Source organism: Acinetobacter sp. YH12227 (assembly GCF_013417785.1).
Taxonomy (GTDB): Bacteria; Pseudomonadota; Gammaproteobacteria; order Pseudomonadales; family Moraxellaceae; genus Acinetobacter; species Acinetobacter gandensis.
In genome coordinates this window covers 12,980-32,052 of sequence record NZ_VPDH01000044.1, presented here as the reverse complement: position 1 = coordinate 32,052, position 19,073 = coordinate 12,980, and the positions used below count along the sequence as shown (strand labels likewise).

Genomic DNA, 19,073 nt, shown 5'->3' with positions numbered 1-19,073 from the left:
GTATATCGTTGGCAGAAGAAATTATTTAGACCAGTTATCAAAAACTTCATTGATGACTTTATTCTCGATAAAAATCATCTGCTACCACAGAGAATCTATAAATAATAGTGCGTAAGTCCTAATATATTTCATTTTTCTAAAGTTCCTTTACATCACGAAAATTCAATTATCACCTGTATAATTTCCTAAACATTGTGCAAATTACATTCGAAATATGAAAAGTTACTTGTCGCTCAAATATTAAAACAAGTTTTCAATAGCTTTCATTACAGGAACTCCTCCAACACTGAATTTAAAAAGATGTGTCCTTGTTCGGTACAAGACAAACGTGTTGGATCATTGACCATCAATTTACGTTCACGCAATGAGTTCAATAACTCGGCAATCGGCTCTAAACTTTCCCCTGTACGCTCGCTATATAGCTTGGCCTCCACCCCATGATTTAATCGCAGCGCATTCATCATAAATTCAAAAGGCATGTCCCCTGCCTCAATGCGCTTAAACTGAAGATGTTCAGCAGGTACTTTGGCTAAATAATCTTTGGGCAAACGGGTTTTTTGGAAACGATAGACGCCATCTGGCATCGTTACTTTGCCATGTGCGCCTGCACCAATCGCTAAATAATCACCAAACTGCCAATAATTTAAATTATGCGCAGACGGCAGTTCTTTACGCCAAGCCGAGACTTCATAGTTTACAAAGCCTTGTTCAATTAAATACGCTTCACCTTGCTCCTGAATATCTTCAAGTACATCATCTAAGGGTAAAATTGGCTGAGTCCGAAAGAAAACCGTATTCGGTTCAATGGTCAATTGATACCACGACACATGAGTCGCCCCATTTTCAACAGCCAGTTTTAAATCTAATAAAGCTTGTTCCAAAGTCTGTTCTGGCAGACCATGCATCAAATCAACATTGACACGCTCAAAACCCGCTTCTTTTGCATGACGAATTGCCAAAATGGCATCATCATTGGAATGAATCCGCCCCAGTTTTTGCAGATGCACAGTATTAAAGCTTTGCACCCCAATCGATAGTCGATTTATTCCAGCATCCAAATAGCCTGCAAAAGGATCATGCTCGACAGTGCCAGGATTGGCTTCTAAGGTAATTTCGCAACCTGCTTCAAAAGGTACTAAAGCGCGCAATTGATCAAACAACCATTGATAGCCTTTGGCTGAAATTAGCGACGGTGTGCCCCCACCAATAAACACACTATGAATGCGACGACCCTGCGCAAATTCAACTTGAGTTTTAAAGTCAGCCACCAATGCCTGTAAATATTCCTGCTCTAAATCAAGTGACAACACCCCATTCGGTACAGCATGCGAGTTAAAGTCACAATATGGACATTTGCGCACACACCACGGCATGTGAATGTATAAAGATAACGGAACAAGTGCAGGATTTAATTCAGCCAAGGAAAATGCTCAAAAGGAACAAAAGAAGTAAGCGCATTTTAACATGACTGCATCACAGCGCTTATGAAAACTCATAAGCAATACAGTAGACTAATAAAATTAAAGAAGAATTAGATGATTAGAAAATGAAATTGAGCAGCCATTTATTGTATTTAATGCCGCTTGCCATGGGTGTTGGCATCGCCATGACCTTTCAGACAGCGATTAACAGTCAATTACGTGAATATTTATATTCACCCTTACAAGCCGCCCTTTTTTCTTTTTTGGTTGGTACAATAGTGCTCGCCTGTTTGGTGTTTTTTCAATCGGCAGATAAACCAGACCTCGCAACGCTAGGGCAAATTCCTTGGTATTTATGGCTGGGTGGATGTTTAGGTGTTTATGCCATTAGTATCAGTATTTACACTGCACCGAAGTTAGGTTTCTTGACCTTGTCAGGCTTAATTATTTTTGGGCAAATCATTATGTCCATGATTGTCGACCAATATGGTTTACTCGGTACTGAAAAAACAGCGATTAACTGGCAACGCTTATTGGGTGGCGTGGTGATTTTTATTGGTGTGCTTCTCACTTTCCAACGCTAAGACCTCATTCCTAAGCACCTCACAAGAAATGAGTACGTTCTGTGTCTACTGTCACGGCTGCGACCAGCAGCAAGTATGAATTAAAACAACTGTTCCACTTGATGATCCCGATTTTAATTACGCAATTTGCGCAAGCGGGATTTGGTCTGATCGATACCATTATGGCAGGACATCTTTCTGCTAACGACCTTGCAGCAATTGCCATTGGTGTGGGTTTGTGGATACCGGTCATGTTACTGTTTAGTGGCATCATGATTGCGACAACGCCATTGGTCGCTGAAGCAAATGGTGCGCGCACACCTGAAAAAATTGCCACTATTGCCCGTCAGTCTTTGTGGGTTGCGTTGTTTCTTGGCATTATCGCTGCACTGGTTTTACAGGCAATGCCGCTTTTACTTCCTGTACTTGGTGTACCTGAGGCCTTGCTTCCCAAAGCCAGTTTATTTCTACATGCGATTAGTTTAGGCATGCCTGCTGTCACCATGTATGCAGCGCTAAGAGGTTATTCCGAAGCACTTGGGCATCCACGTCCCGTAACTGTACTGAGTTTGGTTGCTCTTTTGGTTCTTATTCCGCTGAACTTTATTTTCATGTACGGTTTAGGACCTGTTCCTGAGTTAGGTTCAGCAGGCTGTGGTTTTGCAACAGCGATTTTACAATGGCTGATGTTCTTTGCTTTAGCACTGTATATTTTTAAAGGTTCTGCTTATCAAAAGACACAGCCATTTGCTGCTTTTGAAAAAATGAATGGTGAGTGGATTAAACGCATTTTAAAACTTGGTTTGCCGATTGGTTTAGCCATCTTTTTTGAAGTGAGTATTTTTAGTACCGCAGCCATTGTGCTTAGCCCTCTAGGTGAAGTCACCATTGCCGCACACCAAATTGCGATTTCAATCACCTCACAGCTCTTCATGATTCCAATGTCTTTAGCAATCGCACTCACGATTCGCGTGGGCACTTATTATGGTGAGAAAAACTGGCTCAGCATGCGTAAAGTGCAAAAAGTTGGCATGCTGACTGGCACGCTATTCGCCCTCATCACTATGCTATTGCTGTGGCTATTACGTAATGAAATTGTTTCGCTGTATAGCAATGACTATGATGTCGCACAGCTTGCGGTATACCTTGTATTGTTTGCCATTGCCTATCAATTGATGGATGCATGGCAAGTGAGTGCAGCCGGTTGCTTACGTGGTATGCAAGACACCAAAGGCCCAATGTGGATTACCATGATTGCGTACTGGATTATTGCTTTCCCTGTGGGCATCTATCTTGCTCGCTATACAGATACCGGTGCCGCGGGTGTATGGATCGGCTTAATTGTCGGTTTAACTGTCGCATGTGTGTTACTGGTTACACGTTTATTGATGATGAATAAACGTCTTGCCATGAATGTTTAATAAACAAATAAGTCAGTTTTATTCTGCCTGTTTCAGATTTGAGCACATTAACACCTAACTGAAACAGGTAAATCACTTATTTGATGCATAACAAACAAATACTTTAAATAACCACTTAAGCAACTATGAGGATAAATAGGATCAAATATGTTAAAAATCTTTCGACCAGCCTTGTACCTTCCACTGCTCATTTTAAGCCTGACCACACACGCAGAAGAAACAATAGATCCCAACCATTTCCCACTGTATCAAGCACCGATTAACGTCCAAACTCAGCCAGAATTTGACTATATTAATCAATCACTTTGGACAGCTTTTCGCTTTTATCATGAGCAACAAGCTGACTCATATACCGCACGCTTAAAGTTGAGTTGTCAGCAATCTGGCATGGCCTATACCTATCAAGATTTCATCATGGCCAATAAAAAATTCGCTTCTGAAGACGATCAAGATTTTATCGTGACGCAAAACCTCATCAAATTAAATGCAAATCTGCACCATAACCAATGTAGTAAATATCTCACTCCACATCTAGAACTTGAAAAAGACGAAAATATAGAGCAGCCAAAGTCAGTTAATTAAGCAACTCCAAAGCATTCTTTAAACCTTGTGGCACTTTGCTTTCATCTTCTACGTCTTTCACAATTGCCTGCCCAACAATAATATCGCGACCATTAAAGCTCATGGTCGGTGCGCCATATAATTCATAACCTTCATTTAATGCTTTGGTTACGCGAGCACAGAAGTTCACGTCATCTTTCCCCGTTAAATAACGATACACTTTCATCACTTTGATCCTTTAAACCAATATTTACTAAACGATATGACATTTTAAACCATTCAAGCGATAGCTTAAATTTGCCTGAAAGAATTTCATTATTTACATTATTGCCCATCATTTTATGAACAGAAATAAAGTCTTAACAATTTAAAGTAGGCAGTTTGTGTTTTGTCGCCTATGATCGGTATTAGATAATAAATGATGATCTTGAGGAACATCACATGGCAAAAACGGCTAGCACACCGGGTCGTCGCTTTATGAAACTTGCCAGCATGACGGCAAGCATTGCTACTAAAACCGTTTCCAATTCCATCCGCAATATCACGGCCGATGAAGAACAGAAAAATGCGTCACGCAGTAAACTCTTTCAGGACATCGGACTGCAAATTGCCGATACCCTCGGTGAAATGAAAGGTGCGGTGATGAAAGTTGGACAAATTGCCTCGCAGTACAAGGACATTTTTCCACCTGAAGTTGCAAAGGCTATCAGTAAATTACAGCGCCAAGCACCTGCGATGCCTTTTGCCGAAATTAAGGCACAAGTAGAAAAAGAGCTAGGCAAACCACTGGCGCAAATTTTCAAAAGTTTTGATGAGCAACCTTTTGCTGCTGCCTCAATTGGGCAAGTCCATAAAGCTGTTTTGCCGAATGGACAACAAGTCGTTGTTAAAGTTCAATATCCGGGCGTAGAAGAAGCCTGTGAAAGTGATTTAAAACAGGTGCGCTTGGCGTTACGCTTAATGGGCGTTTTAAAAATTGATCGTAAACTCCAAGAAAAACTATTCCAAGAAATTCAAGACAGTTTAGACAACGAACTTAACTACGAAATTGAAGCACAAAACCTTGACGTTGCACGTGCTTTCCATAGTTCGCTCGACTCAAAAATTATTATTCCAGAAGTCTATAGTGACTACTCATCACGGCATATTCTGACGTTAAGTTTGGAAATGGGTGAAAGTATAGAAACTGCCAGTACGTGGTCTCAGGAAACACGAAATGAGCTCGGTCGTCGTTTATTCCGTGCCATTGGACAAGAGATTTTCTTCTTAAAACGCTTCCACTGTGATCCACATCCAGGTAACTTTGCTTTCCGTGAAGATGGTTCAGTCATTGTTTATGACTACGGTGGGGTCAAAACCTTATCGCCTGACGTTGTCTCACACTTTAAACAATTAATTAATGCTGCACGCCAGCATGATATTGCCTTAATGGAACAACATTTAGATGCACTTCAATCACTCAATGAGCTGGGCAAATTCCCTGTAGAACTCTATGAACAATGGCTTGAAGTGCTTATGCGCCCACTCACCACTCAATACGATTTTGCTGAAAACTCTGCCCATCATGATGGCGTCGAGTTAATTAAACCGTCTTTGAAATATTGGGATGTGTTTAAACCTTCACCGGATACCTTAATGGTGAATCGTACTGTGTCTGGCCATTATTGGAATCTGATCCATTTAAAAGTAAATGACAATCTGAATGACCTGTTTGACGAGCTTGTACCACCAACGACATAAGATGGCTTGATCCTCTAAAAGACCATATTGCCCGACACGCTTCGGGTAATATTTGCATTTATATTTGTTATGTTATAACATTCCATTAATCACTAAATTGAAGGAATAATAAGATGCGTCCAAATATCCATCCAGAGTACCGTGAAGTCTTATTTCATGACACCAATGCCAATGCTTACTTTGTTATTGGTAGCACTTTAACTACCAATCAAACGCGTGAATACGAAGGTAAAACTTATCCCTATGTCAGTCTCGACATTTCGAGTGCATCTCACCCGTTTTATACTGGTGAGCAACGTCAGGTGAACAATGAAGGTCGTATCGCCAACTTTAATAAACGTTTTGCACGTTTCAAACGATAACAATCTGTTCATGTTTAGTTAAGTTTTTGCTTTTAAAGTAAAAGCATTAAAGAAGTTCAGGGAACCCCTCCTCCAGCCTGAACTTCTTTTTTTTGTGTCCGTTTAGGCCTAGAGATATCAGCAGCATCAAGTTATCGCTAAAACTTCCCCGTTTTAAGCGTCAAATTTTAAAATCGATTGAAATAAATAATAACCCAGTCCCAGAACAATCACACCAATAACGAGACTCGAAATGGCATAACTGAACGCCACCGCACTGTGCCCCTGCCGCAGCAATTGAAATGTTTCCAAACCGAAACTCGAAAAGGTGGTAAATCCACCTAAAATACCCACCATCAAAAACAAACGTGCTTCGGACTGTAAAAAAGAATATTTTTGACTCACAGCAAAAAATACACCGGCCAAGAAGCAGCCAATCACATTCACCCACCAAGTCGTCCAAGGAAATATGCCTATTGGTTTAATCAGCAATACACCTGTGCCATAACGCAAAGTTGCCCCGATTGCACCACCGAGTGCTACCAATAACCAATTCATAGTTTCCCTTTGTAAATTGAAATGAACCTGATGCAATGATGTTTCAACCCATTGTATTGTCCACTATACACGCATTTATTTTACGTAAATAGTGTTCTGTAAAGGCTTAAAAGCTTGCTATAGTCTGCGCGCTTTGTACTATTTTTTTATGATTTGAGGATATTATGGCTCAGGAATTATTGGCTCAACTAGAAGCAGGGACTGCTCAATTTTCAGATGTAATCGCATTTATTGAAGCACGTTATAACCACACCCCAACGGCATTTACCAATGGTAAACAAGCCAATGCAGCAACTGAAAACCAAGGTAGTGCCAAAGTATTTTCTTTTGCGCAATTAAATGGTTTAAACCAAGTTGAAACATTAAGTCTATTTGCTGAACATTATGCAGCAGTACTTGCGACACCAGAAGCGACTGATCACCAAAATATTCGCCAATTTATGCAAAATGGTTGGGAAGGTATTCAATTTGATGGGCAAGCTTTAGCTGCAAAATAAAATCAAATTGAAAAGATGACTTGATCTCGAGATATTTGAGCATAAGTCAGAAAGCCAGTCTTGAGACTGGCTTTTTAAACTATTGAACATTTATAAGCGCTAAAAAATTAAGAAACTCGAACTCGGCAAGTCCATTCGCTCACCGAAGTTTTTTCCCAAGAACGTACATGCTTTAAATGCAATTGTTCTTCACCGGCTGTAGTTGCAGTAAAACGATAAATTTTCTGACCACCCACACCCACCATTGGTACAGCATCTTTATCTGCACGATGTTGATCAGATTGATAGGTTTCTTCTACTTTAAACAACTTCGGTTGTTCCACTATGGACCAGACATAACCTGTTGAAGGGTTTTCATTTAACACCACTTCCAAGGTTTGACCACGATCCATCTCCAGTAGAGCTGGGCAACTTTGTTTTTCCGTAAAAACATGCGTTTTACCATCAACTGTAGAGCTCATACTGGTACACCCACCTAGCAGCAACGCACTGACCAAACTCACGCCAATAAAAACTTTTTTAAATATCTGTTGTGTCATTTTATTCTGCATCTTCAATCCAGTATTTAACCCTGTTTTTCATTAACCTTTTACTTTCTCAATCCACTGGATTGAGCTGACACGAAAGACTTCACATGCACCATCACCTGTATCCGTCGGTGTAAGTGAAGATGTCCAAACTAGATCTTTGTCTTTGACTTCAACCAAATCCCCTTGCAAGCGCACTAAGTCACCGCGTTTGACTTGGGTAATCTGTTTGGCAATTTTAGGATTGGCAGGAATGATGTGCATATTGGATACCATCATCATCGCTTGCTTTTGAGGAACTGGCACTTTGGCCATTTTCCAATTCAGAAAGCGATCATATTGATTAACAGATATAGTTCGAGCAATTTCAGGTTCAGCAAATAAGCCCCAACTCACGGCATAATCAATCGGTGAAAATTTTGCTTGCTCGTCAGTTTGATAGGTTTTTGAACCTAAAATTCTAAAATCACCCTGAAAGTCTTTCAAAGTCGAAATTGACTGACCTTTGGCCACAGGTGCTAAGCCTTTGGCAATATTATATTCTGTAGAGGCTTGCACACCGACATTCAACAATACGCCTGCCATAACAGTGCTTAAAAGTATTCGTTTGATCATCGAGCTATCCTCTTAAAAATTTCCACACTTTGTACATTTACAACTGTAGATACCGATTGAATTTTCAAACTAATTCATCCACATGAAAATAGTCTTAAAAATATGCGCTGCACATGAATAAACAGTTGTAACTCTATATTACGCACAGATTTGGAATAAACCTTATGAACTTGGTAACAAAATGCAGGGCTTCAGTCATTGCTGCAATTTCCTTCGCATAGTGAGTTCATTTACACTTTAAGAAATTGGAATAAAAAAGCCATCAAATGATTTATAAATTTTATCAACAATATATCTTTCCGCATCTGTTAAATCAGGTGATGCAAACGGCCAGCTTGATGGATAAGCGTCGTGAACTTCTGCTTGCGGTTTCAGGTGAAGCCTTAGAGATTGGTTTTGGCACAGGTTTAAACCTGCCGTTTTATCAAAATGTAGATACCTTATATGCACTTGAACCCAATATCGATATCTACCATTTGGCTGCTGAACGGGTACACAGCACTCCCTTTGATGTGCAACATGTACAAGCTGGTGCAGAAAAATTGCCTTTTGCGGACAATAGTCTGGATCATATTATCAGTACTTGGACATTGTGTAGCGTTGCTGAAATTGAGCAGGCACTCGATGAAGTTTATCGGGTGTTGAAACCAACAGGGACGTTTCATTTGGTTGAGCATGTACAACATAATGAAAATACAAAAATTAAGCACCTACAAAATGTACTCAACCCAATTCAGAAAAAAGTCGCGGATGGTTGCAACCTCAATCGTAATATTGAAAAGCTACTCAAAAATGCACAATTTGAACTGTATGAATGCCAATATTTTGATGCTGCGGGAATTCCCAAAATAGGAAGCCGTATGCTCTTAGCTCGGGCACGCAAACTCTAAATGAGCTTGAGCAAATCACAATATTCGAATGGCATTAATTTTATAAATACGACAATGCTGTCCATGACGAGCGGCAGCAATGTTAAATGCTCGGCCAGTTTTAATAGAATGCACATCCACCCATTCAGCTAGAAGTTGAACTTGCTGCCCTGCTTTTAGTCGTCGAATTTGATTTGCCACGACTTCTGTACTGGCAATCACACTCATATTGAATAATTGCTCAGATGTTTGTGCTAAAGGCGCCGATGTGCTTGATTTAGCCTTTAGCTCAAAACAGCGCGAGTCCTGTGTCCATTCGAATTGTTATTTTAAGGTTTGATAACTTTGCTGATTTTGGCTCAGTAGTAGGTCAATATTGCTGACATAAGCGAGGTCTTGAAAACCACCAACTACGGTTGGTGCTGCTGGATGTAACAAGCGGTGACCTGCACTGTAGTATCTTTTATCTAAAACAGTGAATCGCCCTTGAATCTCCTCTTTGGTCGTGAGCTGAAAATTTTTCAGCACCCCAACTTGTTCAAAATTTGGAATCGCACGAAAAAACTCCGCCCAGACCCAAAGCAATAGACCAAATAACGCGGCGGCTGCGAATAGTTTTTCCATTGATTTAATTCCATTTATTCCAAACTAAAAATTAATCCCAAACCCGTGCTGTACATTAAAATAATTTACACATCATCAAAATCAATGCGAATGGTTTCAAAACGAATGCGCCCTTCCTCAATCGCTTGAGCAATGGCTTGCTGGCCTTTGGTTAATCGCGCCCCACCACTCTTTATATCAATCAAGACCACTTCAATATCTTCAGCTGTACCGTCACCATCGCGGAAGTCGGTATAACCATCAAACACCACATAATCGATTGGATCACCTAAAAACTTGGCATCACTCGGTAAATATTGGAACTCAGGCAGAATCGGAGCAAGTTGCTCCGCCATTCTACCTTTCAAGACAGCACGACTGGTATTCACACTGCGCTTCTGTGCATGAGCTAAAGCTTGTTGATGCTCTAATTCAAGCTCTGCAATATATTGTTCATATTCCGCTTTAATCCGTCCATTGCGACTGCTACTTAAAATAATGGTGGTTATCACAACCCCAATACATGCGCCAATTAACATGGCCATCCAGACAGACATTGATTGATCCTGATTTTTTTAAATCGAAAATTACATAATGAGATGAAAAATTTGAGACTTTAGTGTGTTGTCATATTCCTCGCATTAAAGAATGATATGCTAGAGCTGAGCAGAATAAAATCTATTTAGGCCAATGAAAACGATCTTAATTGCTAATCAAAAAGGTGGATGCGGAAAAACCATTACCGCTATCAGTTTAGCTTCAGCCCTTGCACAAAAAGGCTATAAAGTTGCGCTGGCCGATGCCGACAACCAAAAATCTGCACGGCAGTGGTTAAAGCAAAGACCCGAGTCCGCAGCGCCGATTCAAAGTCTTGACTGGCGTCATGAAAAATCTATTGGTGAAGTACCCAAAGGCATTGAATATTTAATTATTGATGCACCGGGTGCTTTGTCCGGTGAACATGCCGACCAATTGGTCAATGAAGCACATGCGATTATCACCCCATTGCAGCCTTCTTTTTTTGATATTGACTCAACGCGTCGTTTCTTAAAGCATTTACAAGACATTAAACGCATTCGTAAAGGCAAAGTCCAAATTTTATTATTGGCCAATCGGGTTAAACCAAATTCTGCAAACTCGAAAGAAATTCAAGATTTTTTCAATAAGATTGAACAACAGCCCGTTGCTTGGATTTCTGAGCGTACCGCATATGGTCAATTGGCCATGCAAGGTTTAACTGTTTTTGATAAAACCCAAAAAGTGTATTTAGGCATGCAACAGCAATGGCAACCTGTACTTAATGCCATTATTGAAGACGAAACAGAGTGGTTTTAACCACAGATTTCATTAATTTTATATTTCATTGTCAACTTCAAGCCAAAATTGCCTGAAAGATATTCACCATAACTTAACAAGCTCTCGTTTTCGGGAGCTTTTTTTTCAGTTAAGATTGGACTAACCGTGATTAGAAAATCAGAGAATTCTTTGCCAACGTTCGCACCTACATTACAAAAAGTCTTGTTGTTTGGATTATTTTTTATCCTGATTTTTTTGAGCTTTAGCGTACTCAAATACTTTATTGTGCCTGTGGTGTGGGCAGCCATCATTGCCTATATGACTTGGCCTTTATATCAGTCGGTACACCGATTCTGTGGTGAACGTGCAACCCTCAGTGCAACCTTAATGCTTTTACTGTTCATGTTGGTGGTCGGCTTGCCAGTTATTTTTGCGATCTTTCTGCTGCAACATGAAGGTCGTAATTTGTATTTTGAACTACAGAAACAGGTTTTTTCAGGCCATTTCAATGTGCCAGATTTCGTACGCCAATTGCCTTTTATTGGCAAAGAAGTCAGTCGCACGTTACGTGAACTAAATGATGATCCAAACAGCATCATTCAATCAGTACAGATTTGGATTCAAGGTCATCTTAATTACGGTAAGGTTTTATTTAGCGAAGTCAGCAAAAATATTTTTAAACTTTGTTTTGCGGTCATGTCTTTGTTTTTCTTCTATCGTGATGGCCAAACCATTTTAAGTCAGGTCAGTAAAGCGCTTGAAATGGTGATCGGCCCTCGAATTCATCATTATCTTTCTACCATTTCAGATACAACCCGCGCGGTGGTATATGGTATTGGTCTCACCGCCATTGCCCAAGCATTTCTTGCTGGCCTTAGCTATTTTGTAGCAGGCGTACCGAATCCAATGCTCTTGACCATCATCACATTTATGTTGGCGCTTATCCCCTTTGGCCCTCCAATTTCGTATACGGCTGTGTCATTGTGGTTGTTCTCACAAGGTCAAACCATTGAAGCCATTGGTGTGATGGCATGGGGTGTCTGTATTGTCAGTACTGCTGATAATGTGATTCGTCCATTAGTTATCTCTGGTGCAACTCAAATCCCGTTCTTACTGATTATGTTCGGTGTATTGGGCGGTATTGCGAGCTTCGGATTGGTTGGCTTATTTATAGGCCCAGTCATTTTGGCTGTTTTATTGGCGATTTGGCGTGAATGGTTACATGAAACCAAAATTGAACCGGTGATGATGCCGAAAGCCACACTGGCACATGATTTAGAGCCATTAGATGACAGGAACGACAAATAAAGTTCAGTATAAAGATTAAACAAATATTACAATCAAATACTTAAATCAACTGTCATCCTGTTTGCGCTTCTGCTTCAATGGTTTTAACCAACAAGAACAGACAGGATGATCATATGGCATCTTTTACTCGATTCGGTGCTTTAGCAGCACTTTCAGCGGCTATGTTTACTGGTTGTGCGAGCACCACACCCGCAACCAGCCTCAATGCAAAATCAGTGACTGTAAATGCAGTGAGTGCACAAGGCATTGGACAAAATATTGGGCAAATTCAATTACTCGACAGTCCTGCGGGCTTGGTTATTCAAACTAATTTAACCCAATTACCTCCAGGCCCACATGGTTTCCACATCCATGAAAAAGGCTCATGCGCACCGGCAGAGAAAGATGGGAAAATGGGTGCTGCACTTGCTGCAGGTGGCCATTTCAACCCGAAATCTGCGCCTAACCACGGTACACCGATTACAGGTCACTTAGGTGACTTACCGATCCTTCAAGTCGAAACCAATGGTACAGCAAAAGTGTCTCTGATTGCCCCACGTTTAAAACTGGCTGATGTGCAAGGTTTAGCCATTATGGTGCATGCCGGCGGTGATAATTACTCAGATCATCCAAAACCATTAGGCGGTGGTGGTGACCGTATTGCCTGCGGTGTAATCAAATAATTTTGCTCAAAAAAAGCGATGAAAAGCGGACTTTAAGTCCGCTTTTTTATTGCTAATCTACATTGAATAAAAATTGACAGTTCATACAAAAAAGCTCAGGCTAAAACCAAAAATAATGATGAGCAATTCCTCAACCGTGAGCAGTCGTCTTTCGTGGTTTCAGCAATTTCAATCCAGTGCAATCGTAATGTATTGCCTACAAATCTGCATCGTTCTTTCAGGCACGACTTTAGGTTTGTATTTTTTAGGTTTGCATCAGTTGATTGTACCTGTGACTTTAGGTGCGATTGCCACAGCCCTGACCGATTTTGATGACCGACTCAGTATTCGACTACGTAACCTCGGCTACGTCTGTATCTTATTTTTTAGCGTCAGCAGTATTTTAGATTTTCTTTATCCCTATAAATTTTTATTTATTCTCTACCTATCGCTATCCAGTGCAGGCTTTATTTTACTTGGTGCATTGGGACAACGTTATGCCGTCATTTCCTTCGGTACAATCTTGCTCTCTATCTATACCATGTTCGGTTTAGGGGAATATCAAGATTGGTATTTTCAACCCTTATGCTTTGTTTTAGGGGTGTTATGGTATGGACTCACGGCCATTGTATTTTATTTAATTAAGCCCAGCCTACCTGTTCAAGACAATTTATCACGTTGCTTTTTACAAATAGCCGATGTGCTCAATGCCAAAGCCCGCTTATTCGACCCTGACAATACCAATAATGTCGAAACGCTCTTATATGAGTTATCGCTCAAAAATAGTGAGGTTGTGCAAATCTTTAACACCACCAAAGCTTCGCTTTTAACCCGCTTAAAGGCATCTCGTGCCAATAAAAATACGATTTACTGGCTCAATTTATATTTCTTGGCACAAGATATTCACGAACAGGCGAGTGCAAATTATTTACACTATGAACATATTCAGCAAAATTTTAGCCGTACCGATTTAATTTTTCGCTTTCAAAAAAATATTCGTCTGCAAGCTCAAGCTTGTCAGCAATTGGCACGTTGTATTCTGCAGCGCGAAGTATTCCTTCCAAATCCTATTGCAGCTGAAGCACTTAATAATTTACATACATCTATGCAAGAATGGGTTGAAACCAATCCACAAAATATTGAAGTTAAAAACCTGCAACTGATCTTAAGTAATTTAGACAGCGTTCAAGAACGTTTTAACCATTTAAATGATTTAGACAGTCAGCAACAGCTACATTATCAACAACATGTCGATAACCTCAATTTACTCGATGATGATATTCATGGCTGGCATGATTTATGGCTCAAACTTAAACAACATCTCAGTCCTGAGTCTGCGCTGTTTCGTCATGCAGTACGCATCGCTATCGTTTTTACCGTCGGTTATGGCATTTCATTATTGCCCTTTGCTAAGAACGGTTACTGGATTTTATTAACCAGTTTATTCGTCTGCCAAATGCGTTATTTCGCGACCAAAAGCCGTCTCAAAATGCGTACCTTAGGCACCTTATTAGGCGTGTTACTTGGCATTCCTGTTTTATACTTTGTGCCCAGTGTAGAAGGACAATTATTTCTCACCATTATTTTTGGGGTGTGCTTTTTCTACTTAAGTGCAAAGAAATATGCCATGGCAACCTTAATGGCAACGCTGATGGTTTTGTTGATTTTCAATTTAAAAGGCGCAGGGTATGCTGTGATCTTACCGCGCATTATGGATACCCTCATTGGTTGTTTAATTGCATGGGTTGCCGTAAATACAATTTGGCCAGATTGGGATTTCCGTAATATTTCCAAAACCATTGAAAAAAGCTCATGCGCGACGCTGAATTATTTTGATGCCGTGGTCGAGCAATATTTACAAGGTAAAACCAACAGCATTGCTTATCGACGTGCACGTCGTTCAGCGCATAATGCCCAGACTGAATTATCTAGCATGATTTCCAGTTTAAGTACGGAACCTGATCCTGACCAGAACCTAATACAACACGCCTTTCGCTATTTGGTTTATAGCCATAGTCAGCTCAGTTATATTTCAGCCTTAGGCAGCCATCGTGAACAAGTACAAGATGCCCAAGTGCTAGACCTACTACAGTGGTGCCAACAGACTTTGGATGACGTTCTGCTGCAAAAAAAGCCCTTAGATACAGCGCGTATTCAGCAAAAACTTTTCGAAATTCAAACACTCAATGCTGAAGAAATATTGTCTAATCACCTGCAACTGGTGCTCAAACAAATCAGTTTATTACTTGAAACCTTGCCTGAGTTAATTCAACTCAGAACACAATTAATTCGTGCTGAAATTAAATAGAATGTTGTAATGGATAGACCCGTAATTTTAATAGGCCGAATAGAGAAAATAATGATGTCCTTTTTAAACTTTAATTTTAAAAACGCATGCATTTCTGTGGCTTTAGCTTCTACTGCTTTTGTCGTCACAAATGCAGTGGCTGCACCGATCGAAAGTGAGTTAAAACCAGTTTTAGAATGTCAGTCTGACTATGATCATTACCATCAGGCACTTTCTAACTACGAAGAAGATTTACCAAAATTAGGTTGGAAACGTCTTGACGACCCACATCAACCGTTTATTTATATCTATAAAAATACGCAAGCTGTTGAATTTTTTGGCATGCCGACACAAGAAATTGGCCTGTCTTCCAATGCAGTATTCGCGATCTATCGCCAAGCCGATGTGAAAAAACTTGCGCAAAAATATGGTATTGAACAGCATTCTATGTTTGCTGGTTTGCCATTTTTCCGTGGTGAAAAAATATTGCGGACTGAAGCAGAAACCGATGAACTTCATGCTGTGAATCACAAATTGAGCTTGTCTGAAATGACCGGAAAAAGCCCAATGATTTTACTCGGCTGTAATTATGAATTTGATCAAGGTTCGGTTGATGAAGCGCTTGCCAGTCTAGATCATTAATCCGAGTAGATTACTCAGAATTAACTTTAAAAACATTTACTTAGATTCAATATGTGGATCAATTATTTCAACAGGAACGCTTCGTTCCTGCTATGCTTTCAGGTACACTCAAGACTTAAATCACTTTGAATTTAGACTGCACATGAATATCAAGACCTTACGTTTTGTAGGCCTGCTGGAAGGCATTTCGTTCCTGTTATTGTTGTTTATTGCGATGCCAATGAAATACCTAATGGGCAACCCGATATTAGTGAAATATGTCGGGATGGGACATGGTGTTCTATTCATCGCTTTCTTAGTGGTGCTATTTGTGGTCTGTGAAAAGCAAAAATGGTCGCTCAGCATATTTCTAATGGGCTTGATTGCATCGATTTTGCCTTTTGGTCCATTTATTTTCGATCGTAAATTAAAAAATGCAGAACAACCTGCAACTTCAAATTAAGAATTTCTACAACAAGTAAAAAAGCCCAATGTTGTTCTACTCAGCATCGGGCTTTTTCTATGATGGCATGAACTCGAATTTAAAATTTACCCGTCAATTTACGTTGTCGCATAATATCTCGCACCACCAAGCGTGGTAGGCTGAACCACAAGATAATGAGGGTAAAACCCGCCAAACTATATGCCCAAAGTCCAAAGTTTTCATATAGCACGCGCACGATTTCGATCACGGCAAAGAACGTCAGCATCATGATCACAGATACTGCTGCAGCTACTGTGCCCTTCGACATTTCAGACGACATTAAGGCAAAACGATAGAGCACAGAAAAGCTAATCCCTTCACCAAAACTGACCAAGCTCATGCCAAGTATGAGAAATGTCAGAAAATAGCTTTCAGTCATCGTCCCAATAACCACGAGGCTCGTCCCGAGTAACATCAAAGGTAGCCCGATCATCACCGACTGACCTAATGGCAGTTTATCGATGATTTTAATCAGAACAATATTACCGAGGATCAGACCGCCCAAAACGGGAAACTGTGCCATGCCGTATTGCATGCTACTCAGTCCTAGCTGTTCCACCAATATCACCGGAGATAGCGCAATCCATAACATCAGAGGCATTGCCACCATCGGTAGGCCCAAAGTCAGTGCCAAAAAGCGTTTGTTTTTTAACACCTGCTTAAAGTCATCGATAATATAACCCACCGGTTGCTTTGGAATGCTGATGTGCTGAGTCGGCATCTTGGCTTTTAAACCAAACCAACTCAGAAAAGATAGAAATGCGATTCCTATGAAGCCCCAATGCCATGACACGTGATCAATCATAAAGGCACCGAGGACGGGTCCGATCAGTGGCGCTAGTAGTGAAATATTGGCCATGATCGCCATGACTTTGATGGCATCACGCTCTTCAAAAGTTTCCTGAACGGCAGCATAGCCCACAGCAGAAATAACGGATAAACCAAAACCTTGTAAAAAACGCAACGTTAAAAAGCTTTCGATATTATGTGTGAGCAATATCGCTAAACAGCATAAGCTAAAGAACGCTACACCACCCAATAGGACTTTTTTACGACCTAATCGATCTGACAAGGGCCCTAATATCGCAGCGACACACGCACCACCCAGTAAGTAAAAGGACATCGACGACGGTGCCCATGAACTACTCACGCCAAACTCTTGAGTAATCGCAAGCATGGCAGGTTGGACTAAGTCGTTTCCGATATAGACAGAAAATTCAAATAAAACCAGTGCCAAGGGAAACATTAAGGTGGCACGACTTAATTTTGTGGTTTGTACGTTTTGCATTGTTATCTATATATCAAATGTGCGTGGTCAAGCTTGAAATGACAAAGCGGGAGAGATACTTCAGCCCAATGACGAGCACTGTAATATTAATTTTAAAAATGAATTTGCGGCGTATCCGCCATATGTGCGTCGTATTCACAAGACGCTAGATAGAGATAAAATGAACTTCAACGAACCGATCTGTCGGTTTGCGTACGACTATTTTAACAGTGTTTGCTTGCGTTGTATTGGTCTTTTTATACTACCCCTTTTATGATTTTTCATTGTCTGCTTTTTGGATAAAGCGACCTTGTTTTAGGTCATCATAAGCTTGCATCACTTCAGCAAAATGATTCATCACAAAATAGCCTCGCCCATAGATGGGTTCATTTAAAGGCTGCGCCGATAGATACAAAATGTGGCTATCTTCGACTGCCATCAATTCGACATTTTCTCCTTGGCCCGACATGACTGCCATATGCTGTGCATTTAACTGTTCATCTGTTTCAGTAAATTTCAGCTTGCCCGAACGTAAATACACAAGTGTGGTATCCCCTTCTTGTGCAGGCAGGGTGATGCTTTGATTTGTTCTGACAAAGACATCAAATACTTGCATGGGTGTATGTGTTTCTGCGGGGCCTTGGGCTGTTAAATATTGCCCTGCAATAATCCGTACATAACCGGCATCTTGGGCTAAATTGACCTTTGGAATACTGGCTTTGGTTAAGCTCTGATAGCGTGCAGGGTTCATTTTATCTTTGGCTGGCAGATTGACCCAAAGTTGCAATATTTCAAATGCTCCGCCCCGCTGTGCAAAGGCTTGGCTAAAGACTTCTTCGTGTTGAATGCCTGAAGCAGCAGTCATCCACTGCACATCGCCCTCACCAATGACTCCACCGCCGCCAGTCGTATCATGATGTTCAAGTTCACCTTTTAACACCAATGTGACGGTTTCAAACCCTCGATGTGGGTGTTCCAGCACGCCTTTTTTCAGTTTGGTTGGTTTCAGCACCCCAGGCCCTAAATGGTCGAGCAGTAAAAAAGGCGAAACGGTATTACCCAATTCATAATGGGAAAATACTGAAGTCACTGGTGCAAAGTCACCAACGGGTGAACCTGAGTCATTGACGTGTATAAACGCGAGGGTTTTCATCATAAATTTGAAATCTAATAATGATGTGAATTCGGTCTTATATTATTAAAAACTATACGAACTCACGAGAAAATTTTTAGGATTGAATATTCTATGTTGAGGATGAAAAATTAGGATACGCGGAAACTCATCCGCAACTGTCCGAGTCAGGACACATTCAATATGTAAAGTTTCTGCGATCTACACAATTGAAGATGGTATTTGACGAGTTTTGCGGATGAAAGATGGTTTTGCTACTTTTGCCGAAACAAAAGTAGCTACGAGCTCCAATCATCGAATTTAAAATGAAATGACCCCGTC

General features: G+C 40.6%; 23 protein-coding genes and 1 pseudogene. 14 read left to right on the top strand and 10 right to left on the bottom strand.

Annotated features, from left to right (window positions below; translation table 11 throughout):
• Positions 1-105, top strand: a pseudogene (locus FTV09_RS11045) (IS701 family transposase); the annotation flags it as partial.
• A 161-nt stretch (positions 106-266) separates the two neighbouring features.
• On the opposite strand, the gene hemW reads toward FTV09_RS11045, so the two are convergent.
• The gene (gene hemW, locus FTV09_RS11040) at positions 267-1,421 is read right to left on the bottom strand and encodes a radical SAM family heme chaperone HemW (RefSeq protein ID WP_180058334.1); all 1,155 of its coding nucleotides are present in this window, start codon (positions 1,419-1,421) and stop codon (positions 267-269) included.
• A gap of 125 nt (positions 1,422-1,546) precedes the next feature.
• On the opposite strand from hemW, the gene FTV09_RS11035 reads away from it, so the two are divergent.
• The 3 genes from FTV09_RS11035 (at position 1,547) to FTV09_RS11025 (ending at position 3,987) form a co-directional block, all read left to right on the top strand.
• Positions 1,547-2,005 carry a DMT family transporter gene (locus FTV09_RS11035; RefSeq protein WP_067762950.1) on the top strand — a complete coding sequence of 153 codons (459 nt, stop codon included), beginning with the start codon at positions 1,547-1,549 and terminating at the stop codon, positions 2,003-2,005.
• 101 nt (positions 2,006-2,106) lie between these two features.
• Positions 2,107-3,405 carry an MATE family efflux transporter gene (locus tag FTV09_RS11030; protein ID WP_180058338.1) on the top strand — a complete coding sequence of 433 codons (1,299 nt, stop codon included), beginning with the start codon at positions 2,107-2,109 and terminating at the stop codon, positions 3,403-3,405.
• Between the two features lie 147 nt (positions 3,406-3,552).
• Positions 3,553-3,987, top strand: a complete 435-nt coding sequence (locus FTV09_RS11025; RefSeq protein WP_180058333.1) for a hypothetical protein — start codon at positions 3,553-3,555, stop codon at positions 3,985-3,987.
• Here the strand turns inward: FTV09_RS11025 and FTV09_RS11020 are convergent.
• Positions 3,980-4,192, bottom strand: a complete 213-nt coding sequence (locus tag FTV09_RS11020; protein ID WP_180058332.1) for a DUF1737 domain-containing protein — start codon at positions 4,190-4,192, stop codon at positions 3,980-3,982. The two genes, FTV09_RS11025 and FTV09_RS11020, sit on opposite strands and share 8 nt — an antisense overlap.
• A gap of 215 nt (positions 4,193-4,407) precedes the next feature.
• On the opposite strand from FTV09_RS11020, the gene FTV09_RS11015 reads away from it, so the two are divergent.
• The gene (locus tag FTV09_RS11015; protein WP_180058331.1) at positions 4,408-5,706 is read left to right on the top strand and encodes an AarF/ABC1/UbiB kinase family protein; all 1,299 of its coding nucleotides are present in this window, start codon (positions 4,408-4,410) and stop codon (positions 5,704-5,706) included.
• Positions 5,707-5,819: 113 nt separating this feature from the next.
• Positions 5,820-6,068 (top strand): type B 50S ribosomal protein L31, encoded by a 249-nt coding sequence (locus FTV09_RS11010; RefSeq protein WP_180058330.1) that lies wholly within the window; start codon positions 5,820-5,822, stop codon positions 6,066-6,068.
• Positions 6,069-6,221: 153 nt separating this feature from the next.
• Here the strand turns inward: FTV09_RS11010 and crcB are convergent, their stop codons facing one another.
• Entirely contained in the window at positions 6,222-6,605 is a 384-nt protein-coding gene (gene crcB, locus FTV09_RS11005) for a fluoride efflux transporter CrcB (RefSeq protein ID WP_067762956.1), read from the bottom strand.
• 164 nt (positions 6,606-6,769) lie between these two features.
• Between crcB and FTV09_RS11000 the strand changes: the two genes are divergently transcribed.
• On the top strand, positions 6,770-7,102 hold the full coding sequence (locus FTV09_RS11000) for a HopJ type III effector protein (RefSeq protein WP_180058329.1): 333 nt from the start codon (positions 6,770-6,772) through the stop codon (positions 7,100-7,102).
• Positions 7,103-7,209: 107 nt separating this feature from the next.
• Here the strand turns inward: FTV09_RS11000 and FTV09_RS10995 are convergent, their stop codons facing one another.
• Both FTV09_RS10995 and FTV09_RS10990 read right to left on the bottom strand, forming a co-directional pair.
• Entirely contained in the window at positions 7,210-7,641 is a 432-nt protein-coding gene (locus FTV09_RS10995) for a protease inhibitor I42 family protein (RefSeq protein ID WP_180058328.1), read from the bottom strand.
• 42 nt (positions 7,642-7,683) lie between these two features.
• Positions 7,684-8,214, bottom strand: a complete 531-nt coding sequence (locus FTV09_RS10990; RefSeq protein ID WP_373685013.1) for a hypothetical protein — start codon at positions 8,212-8,214, stop codon at positions 7,684-7,686.
• Between the two features lie 296 nt (positions 8,215-8,510).
• On the opposite strand from FTV09_RS10990, the gene FTV09_RS10985 reads away from it, so the two are divergent.
• Positions 8,511-9,134 carry a class I SAM-dependent methyltransferase gene (locus tag FTV09_RS10985; RefSeq protein WP_180058327.1) on the top strand — a complete coding sequence of 208 codons (624 nt, stop codon included), beginning with the start codon at positions 8,511-8,513 and terminating at the stop codon, positions 9,132-9,134.
• A 15-nt stretch (positions 9,135-9,149) separates the two neighbouring features.
• Here FTV09_RS10985 and FTV09_RS10980 read toward each other — a convergent pair whose 3' ends face one another.
• The 3 genes from FTV09_RS10980 to FTV09_RS10970 all read right to left on the bottom strand — a co-directional run bounded on the left by FTV09_RS10980 (position 9,150) and on the right by FTV09_RS10970 (position 10,273).
• On the bottom strand, positions 9,150-9,341 hold the full coding sequence (locus FTV09_RS10980; RefSeq protein WP_180058326.1) for a hypothetical protein: 192 nt from the start codon (positions 9,339-9,341) through the stop codon (positions 9,150-9,152).
• A 96-nt stretch (positions 9,342-9,437) separates the two neighbouring features.
• The gene (locus FTV09_RS10975) at positions 9,438-9,737 is read right to left on the bottom strand and encodes a hypothetical protein (protein WP_180058325.1); all 300 of its coding nucleotides are present in this window, start codon (positions 9,735-9,737) and stop codon (positions 9,438-9,440) included.
• A 65-nt stretch (positions 9,738-9,802) separates the two neighbouring features.
• On the bottom strand, positions 9,803-10,273 hold the full coding sequence (locus FTV09_RS10970) for a Holliday junction resolvase-like protein (RefSeq protein WP_180058324.1): 471 nt from the start codon (positions 10,271-10,273) through the stop codon (positions 9,803-9,805).
• Between the two features lie 133 nt (positions 10,274-10,406).
• Here FTV09_RS10970 and FTV09_RS10965 point away from each other — a divergent pair, with 133 nt between their 5' ends.
• The 6 genes from FTV09_RS10965 (at position 10,407) to FTV09_RS10940 (ending at position 16,332) form a co-directional block, all read left to right on the top strand.
• Positions 10,407-11,051, top strand: a complete 645-nt coding sequence (locus FTV09_RS10965; RefSeq protein ID WP_180058323.1) for a ParA family protein — start codon at positions 10,407-10,409, stop codon at positions 11,049-11,051.
• A gap of 150 nt (positions 11,052-11,201) precedes the next feature.
• On the top strand, positions 11,202-12,320 hold the full coding sequence (locus tag FTV09_RS10960; RefSeq protein ID WP_162270476.1) for an AI-2E family transporter: 1,119 nt from the start codon (positions 11,202-11,204) through the stop codon (positions 12,318-12,320).
• A 113-nt stretch (positions 12,321-12,433) separates the two neighbouring features.
• A complete protein-coding gene (sodC, locus tag FTV09_RS10955) occupies positions 12,434-12,982 on the top strand; it encodes a superoxide dismutase family protein (RefSeq protein ID WP_180058322.1) in 549 nt (182 codons plus the stop codon).
• Between the two features lie 136 nt (positions 12,983-13,118).
• Positions 13,119-15,269, top strand: a complete 2,151-nt coding sequence (gene yccS, locus FTV09_RS10950) for a YccS family putative transporter (protein WP_373687703.1) — start codon at positions 13,119-13,121, stop codon at positions 15,267-15,269.
• Positions 15,270-15,320: 51 nt separating this feature from the next.
• Complete coding sequence (locus tag FTV09_RS10945; RefSeq protein WP_180058321.1) at positions 15,321-15,890, top strand: hypothetical protein; 570 nt, start codon at positions 15,321-15,323, stop codon at positions 15,888-15,890.
• Positions 15,891-16,032: 142 nt separating this feature from the next.
• Positions 16,033-16,332 carry a DUF3817 domain-containing protein gene (locus FTV09_RS10940; protein WP_067762965.1) on the top strand — a complete coding sequence of 100 codons (300 nt, stop codon included), beginning with the start codon at positions 16,033-16,035 and terminating at the stop codon, positions 16,330-16,332.
• Positions 16,333-16,411: 79 nt separating this feature from the next.
• Here the strand turns inward: FTV09_RS10940 and FTV09_RS10935 are convergent, their stop codons facing one another.
• Complete coding sequence (locus FTV09_RS10935) at positions 16,412-17,641, bottom strand: MFS transporter (protein ID WP_180058320.1); 1,230 nt, start codon at positions 17,639-17,641, stop codon at positions 16,412-16,414.
• A gap of 250 nt (positions 17,642-17,891) precedes the next feature.
• Positions 17,892-18,773 carry a pirin family protein gene (locus FTV09_RS10930; protein ID WP_180058336.1) on the bottom strand — a complete coding sequence of 294 codons (882 nt, stop codon included), beginning with the start codon at positions 18,771-18,773 and terminating at the stop codon, positions 17,892-17,894.
• Positions 18,774-19,073 lie beyond the last annotated feature (300 nt).